This is a genomic window from Roseovarius sp. MMSF_3298 (genome assembly GCF_030733705.1).
Classification (GTDB): domain Bacteria; phylum Pseudomonadota; class Alphaproteobacteria; order Rhodobacterales; family Rhodobacteraceae; genus Roseovarius; species Roseovarius confluentis.
In genome coordinates this window covers 1-5,431 of the sequence record NZ_JASHIN010000059.1, presented here as the reverse complement: position 1 = coordinate 5,431, position 5,431 = coordinate 1, and the positions used below count along the sequence as shown (strand labels likewise).

The following is a 5,431-nucleotide window of genomic DNA, read 5'->3' as shown; positions in this document are numbered from 1 at the left end:
GCGGCGGCCTACGGCCTTGAATCCGCGCGAAGGTAAAAACCAACCGTCCCGGACCTGATCCTGCCTGCCCCGAGCCTGACCCGGGGAGACCTCCTCGCGTAGGGTGGGTGAAAACCCACGCGCCCCCTACCCCGCCTCCAGAACCCGTATCACCGTATCCCCGTACGCGCGCTCATCAAGCAGGCTCCACTCCTCCGGCACCGCGACCGCGCCACCTTCCTCCCACACGATCAAAGCGCCCGGCGCGATCCACCCCCCGGCCATTGCTGCGCCCAAAGCCACCTCGCCCAACCCCTTGCCATAAGGCGGATCGAGGAACACCAGCCCGCAAGCCTCCGTCACCGCGCCAAGCTTGCGCGCATCCCGGCCAACCAGCGTCACCCTGTCCGCAACACCGCAAATCCCGATATTCTCCCGGATCAGCCGTTGCCCCACGCGCCCGCTTTCCACGAACACCGCACGGGCCGCCCCGCGCGACAGCGCCTCCAGCCCCAGCGCCCCGGTCCCGGCAAAGAGGTCCAGCACCGCGACCCCCTGCACTCGGTCCCCGAACCGCGCCATCAACACGTTGAACAGGCTCTCACGCACCCGGTCCGAGGTGGGGCGAAGCCGCGCGCCCTCGTCCCCCTTGCCGACCGAGGCCAGCCGCCGGCCGCGAAAGTCGCCGCCGATGATCCTCACGCCTTCAACAGCGCCTTGAGGTCCGCGCCGGGGTCGGCCACCACCGCGGGATCAGCGGTTTTCCCATTATCTATCAGCCGCTTGCCCACCATGTAGGCCCGCGCATCATTGGCCGCGTCCACCGCCAGCAGCGTATCACCCGCGTAATACCAGAACGAAATACCGCCCTCGCTGTCGCGCGTCACCACCCGGTCATACCCCACGTTCAGCCCCGCGATCTGCAACTTGACGTCATACTGGTCCGACCAGAACCACGGTTGCGGCACATAGGTCTTGCCCGCCCCCATGATGTTCTCGGCCACGCACTCGGCCATGTCGATGGCATTGGGCACGCTCTCCAGCCGCAGGCGCGCGCCCCGATACGGAAAGCTCGCGCAATCGCCTGCAGCCCAGATCGACGGATCGCTGGTACGTCCCTGCGCATCCACCTTGATCCCGTTCTCGACCTCGACGCCGGCCGCCTCGGCCAGCGCCGTGGCGGGGGTGATCCCCACACCCACGATCACGAAGTCTGCCTTCAGTTCCGTGCCGTCGTTCAGCACAGCCCCGCTGACCCGCCCCTCGCCAGTCAACCGCTCCAGCCCGACGCCTTCGCGAATGTCCACACCGTGCGAGCGGTGCAACGCCCGGAAGTAATCCGACGTTTCTTTCGCCGCCACGCGCTGCAGGATCCGGTCCGCCATCTCGACCAGCGTCACCTGCAACCCCTTCGAGGCGGCAACAGCGGCCGCTTCCAGCCCGATATAGCCGCCCCCCACGATCAGCACCTTCGCGCCTTCGCGGAACTCCGGCCCCATGCTGTCCACGTCGCGCAGGTCACGCACGACATAGACACCCTCCAGCGCCCCGCCAATCGCCGGCGGCAACCGTCGCGGCACCGACCCCGTGGTCAGAACCAAATGCTCGTAGGACACAGCCTGCCCACCGGCAACGACCACCTTGTCGGTCCGGTCGATCGCCGTCACCGCCGCATCAAGCCGCAAGTCGATCATGTTCTCGGAATAAAAGCTTTCGGGCCGCAGATAGAGCCGCTCTAACTCCATTTCGCCCAACAGGTATTTCTTCGACAAGGGCGGACGCTGGTAGGGCGGTGCATGTTCTTCGCCGATCAGCGTCACCTTGCCGTCATAGCCAAGCGTCCGCAGCTTCGCCACCAGCGAACTTCCCGCCTGTCCGGCACCCACGACAACGATCCCCGACATGTCCCCTCCTGCAAATTCAACATGGCCCTCGGGCCGTCAGGGCCTATACTTACAGGCAATCGAAACGCAAACGAAAGACAGGATGCGACAATGACGATCACCACCGGCGACAAACTCCCCGATGCCACGCTGCTCAAGATGGGCGCCGACGGCCCCGAAGAGGTCGCGCTGTCCGACAAGACCAAAGGCCGCAAGGTGGCGATCTTCGCCGTCCCCGGCGCCTTCACCCCCACCTGCCACTCGGCCCACGTGCCCAGCTTCATCCGCACCAAGGCCGATTTCGACGCCAAGGGCGTGGACGAGATCATCTGCATCTCGGTCAACGACGCCTTCGTGATGGATGCCTGGGGCAAGGACACCGGCGCCACTGATGCGGGCATCACGATGCTGGGCGACCCGCAATCGGAGTTCACCAAGGCCGTCGGCATGGATTTCACCGCGCCACCCGTTGGCCTCATCGCCCGGTCCAAGCGCTATGCCATGCTGGTCGAGGATGGGACCGTCAAGGTCCTGCATGTCGAGGACAACCCCGGCGCCTGCGAAACCTCCGCCGGCGAATCGCTGCTCGACGCGATCTGAAGAATCAGGCCGGGGCGCGCGCGCGTCCCGGCCGCTGACCGGCTCAGGCGTCGGCCAGCTTGTCCATCTTGCGGGCCAGCTTGGTGTCACGCGAACTCAGCCCATCGACATCGTGGCTGGTCAGCGTCACCTCGACCGTCTTGTAGACGTTCGACCACTCGGGATGGTGATCCCACTTCTCGGCCCAGATCGCGCAGCGGGTCATGAACCCGAACGCCTCAACGAAATTGGCAAACTCAAACGTTTTGTGGATCGCATCTCGCCCCTCGACCATCGCCCAGCCGCTCTCGAACAAGGGCTCCAGCGTCGTCTTCCGCGCGGTGTCACTCAATTTCTCACTCATTCCTGCTCCTCCACATTTGCTTTCCTGAACGGGCCGAAACTCGTCAGGATCTCGATGTCATCCGCCACGGCCTCCCGCTCGGCCTCTAGGTAACGCGCCACGGCATCGGAAAAAGGCGGGTCACGAAACCAGTGCAGCGAATGGGTCTCGACCGGCAGGTATCCGCGGGCCAGCTTGTGTTCGCCCTGCGCGCCGGCCTCGACACGGGACAGCCCGTGTTCGATGGCATAATCAATCGCCTGATAGTAACACAACTCGAAATGCATCGCCGGTTGATGCGCCGCACAGCCCCAGTACCGGCCATAAAGCGCGTCGCGCCCGATCATGTTCAGCGCGCCAGCCACGGGCACGCCGTCCTCCAGCGCCAAAACCAGCAGGATATCGTCCCTCAGCCGCTCCTGCGCGATGTCAAAGAACTTGCGCGTCAGATACGGCATTCCCCACTTCCGCGCCCCGGTATCCTGGTAGAACTCCCAGAACGCCTCCCAGTGCTCGGGCTTGATCGAGTCGCCGGTCAATTGCACGATCTCGCCGCCAAAGCCCTGCGCCTGCGCCCGCTCCTTGCGGATGTTCTTGCGCTTGCGCGAACTCAGGCTGCCCAGGAAATCGTCGAAGCTCTCGTAGCCCCGGTTCAGCCAGTGAAACTGCTGCGTGATCCGCGGCAACAGGCCCATCTGCGTGCCCACCTCCCGCTCGAACTCGGTGCAAAAGGTGACATGCAGCGACGACAGCTCGTTGCGGTCCCCGATGCTAACCGCGGCCTGCATCAGCGCATCGCGCCCCGGCTGCCCGTATCCCGGCCGGGTCAGCATCCGCCGCCCCGTCACCGGCGTGAACGGCACCGCCATCTGCAGCTTGGGGTAATATCGCCCGCCCGCGCGTTCATAGGCATGGCCCCAGTTGTGGTCAAAGATATACTCGCCCTGGCTGTGGTTTTTCACGTAAAGCGGCGCACAGGCGATCACCTGTTCGTCCATCTCCGCCACCATGTAATGCGGCTGCCACCCAGTGCCGGCCCCGACCGAACCGCTGTCCTCAAGTGCCTTCAGGAACCGGTAGGTGGTGAACGGGTCCTCCGCCCGGCCGCCGTCCCCAGCCTCGGGGCAGGCGCACGCATCCCACTCCGCCGGCGCCACGTCGCCCAGGCTTTCATAGACGCTCACAAGGACAGATCCGCCATCCATCAGGGCCGCTCATCGCTTTTGGAAATCATACCTTCAATTTGTGGCCGACCCGCTCCGGTTCAAGCGGGAATTGCCGGAAGATATCCCTCGAAGGTGATGTTCTGCGCCACGCGCCGTGCGTCTGCCTCTTCTTCCGGCGACCGGATCGTCCAGCACAGCACATCCGCGCCCGCGCCCTGCAATTCGGCCACCCTTGCACGGTCCAGGTCCTGCGCCTGGTGGCTGACAAAACACGCTCCCGCGCGATCATGATCCGGGATATCGCGCAACCGTTCCCGCACGTCGGCACGCAACAGGGGCCAGTCTTTGGCAGCATAATCGCAACTCACGATGCCGCGCACCACGTCGGGCGCAAGGTCGCGCATCGCCACCATCATCTCGGGGTTGAACGACATCACCGCCACCGGCCCGGCATAGCCTCGCAGCGCCACTGCCGTCGCGGCCTCCAGCCGCCCGTCGGTCTGGCCCATCTGCCCCTGCTGGTCCTTCAACTCGATCAGCAGCGGCACGCGCCCCGCCACCAGGTCCAGCACCTCCGGCAGCGCCGGTATTTCCTCATCCCCGCCAAGCAGCGAGATTCGGCCCAGTTCCGCCGCGTCCCGCTGCTGCACCGGCCCGGCCTGCCCGGTTAGACGCTTGAGGTCATAGTCGTGAAACACCATGGCCGCACCGTCGCGGCTCAATTGCAGATCGATCTCGATGCCATAACCATGACGTATCGCCGCGGCGATCGCCGCGCGCGAATTCTCCGGCCGGCCATCCGCGACATCATGCAGCGCCCGATGCGCCAGCGGCGCGCGCAGAAAGGACGGGTCCAGCCGGCTCATCCGACCTGGAACACGCCTTCGATCTCGACCGCCACGCCAAAGGGCAGGGCCGGCGACGATACCGCGGCCCGCGCGTGCTTGCCCGCCTCGCCCAGCGCCTCGCCGATGAAATCCGATGCGCCGTTGATCACCTGCGGTTGCTGCGTGAAATCCGGCGTCGAGTTCACGAACCCGCCCAGCTTCACCACCCGCTTCAGGCGGTCCAGGTCGCCGCCGCACGCCGCCTTGACCTGCGCCAAAAGGTTGATCGCACAGGCCTTCGCCGCCTCCGCGCCTGCGGGCACGTCCATGTCGTCGCCCAGCTTGCCGATCATCATCTCGTCGCCCAGCTTCGGCAGCTGCCCCGAAACGTACAGCATGTCGCCCACCAGCACGTACGGCACGTAATTCGCCGCCGGTGCCGCCGCCTCGGGCAGGGTCACGCCCATCTCAGCCAGCTTGTCCTCGAATTTTCCCATGATCTCGACCTCCTCGGTTGCGTTGCCGCGAACGCTAGACGCTCGGCGCACCGATGCAACCGCAAAAACCGGCGCGGGCTTTTTCTTGCAAAAAATACTCACGGCCCCGTCGCCCGCCACGTGGCCCGCCCCCGGGATCCGCGTCACGCCCGCCACG

At 65.5% G+C, this 5,431-nt stretch carries 7 protein-coding genes; 1 reads left to right on the top strand and 6 read right to left on the bottom strand.

What is annotated here, in order from left to right; translation table 11 throughout:
- Nucleotides 1-126 precede the first annotated feature (126 nt).
- Both rsmD and RBB18_RS23065 read right to left on the bottom strand, forming a co-directional pair.
- Nucleotides 127-681: a 16S rRNA (guanine(966)-N(2))-methyltransferase RsmD gene (gene rsmD / locus RBB18_RS23070; RefSeq protein ID WP_306110716.1), complete on the bottom strand. Its 555-nt coding sequence runs from the start codon at nucleotides 679-681 to the stop codon at nucleotides 127-129.
- A complete protein-coding gene (locus RBB18_RS23065; protein WP_306110717.1) occupies nucleotides 678-1,883 on the bottom strand; it encodes an NAD(P)/FAD-dependent oxidoreductase in 1,206 nt (401 codons plus the stop codon). Before RBB18_RS23065 ends, rsmD begins: the two co-directional genes overlap by 4 nt.
- A gap of 90 nt (nucleotides 1,884-1,973) precedes the next feature.
- Between RBB18_RS23065 and RBB18_RS23060 the strand changes: the two genes are divergently transcribed.
- Nucleotides 1,974-2,462, top strand: coding sequence for a peroxiredoxin (locus tag RBB18_RS23060; RefSeq protein WP_103762956.1), 489 nt, complete (start codon nucleotides 1,974-1,976; stop codon nucleotides 2,460-2,462).
- 43 nt (nucleotides 2,463-2,505) lie between these two features.
- On the opposite strand, the gene RBB18_RS23055 is transcribed toward RBB18_RS23060, so the two are convergent.
- The 4 genes from RBB18_RS23055 to RBB18_RS23040 are packed head-to-tail and all read right to left on the bottom strand — an operon-like array spanning nucleotide 2,506 to nucleotide 5,274.
- The gene (locus tag RBB18_RS23055) at nucleotides 2,506-2,805 is read right to left on the bottom strand and encodes a 4a-hydroxytetrahydrobiopterin dehydratase (protein WP_306110718.1); all 300 of its coding nucleotides are present in this window, start codon (nucleotides 2,803-2,805) and stop codon (nucleotides 2,506-2,508) included.
- Nucleotides 2,802-3,989, bottom strand: coding sequence for a GNAT family N-acetyltransferase (locus RBB18_RS23050; RefSeq protein WP_306110719.1), 1,188 nt, complete (start codon nucleotides 3,987-3,989; stop codon nucleotides 2,802-2,804). The genes RBB18_RS23055 and RBB18_RS23050 overlap by 4 nt, the downstream gene beginning before the upstream one ends.
- Nucleotides 3,990-4,048: 59 nt before the next feature.
- Nucleotides 4,049-4,816 carry a glycerophosphodiester phosphodiesterase family protein gene (locus tag RBB18_RS23045; protein ID WP_306110720.1) on the bottom strand — a complete coding sequence of 256 codons (768 nt, stop codon included), beginning with the start codon at nucleotides 4,814-4,816 and terminating at the stop codon, nucleotides 4,049-4,051.
- A complete protein-coding gene (locus tag RBB18_RS23040; RefSeq protein WP_103763015.1) occupies nucleotides 4,813-5,274 on the bottom strand; it encodes a RidA family protein in 462 nt (153 codons plus the stop codon). The genes RBB18_RS23045 and RBB18_RS23040 overlap by 4 nt, the downstream gene beginning before the upstream one ends.
- Nucleotides 5,275-5,431: the final 157 nt, after the last annotated feature.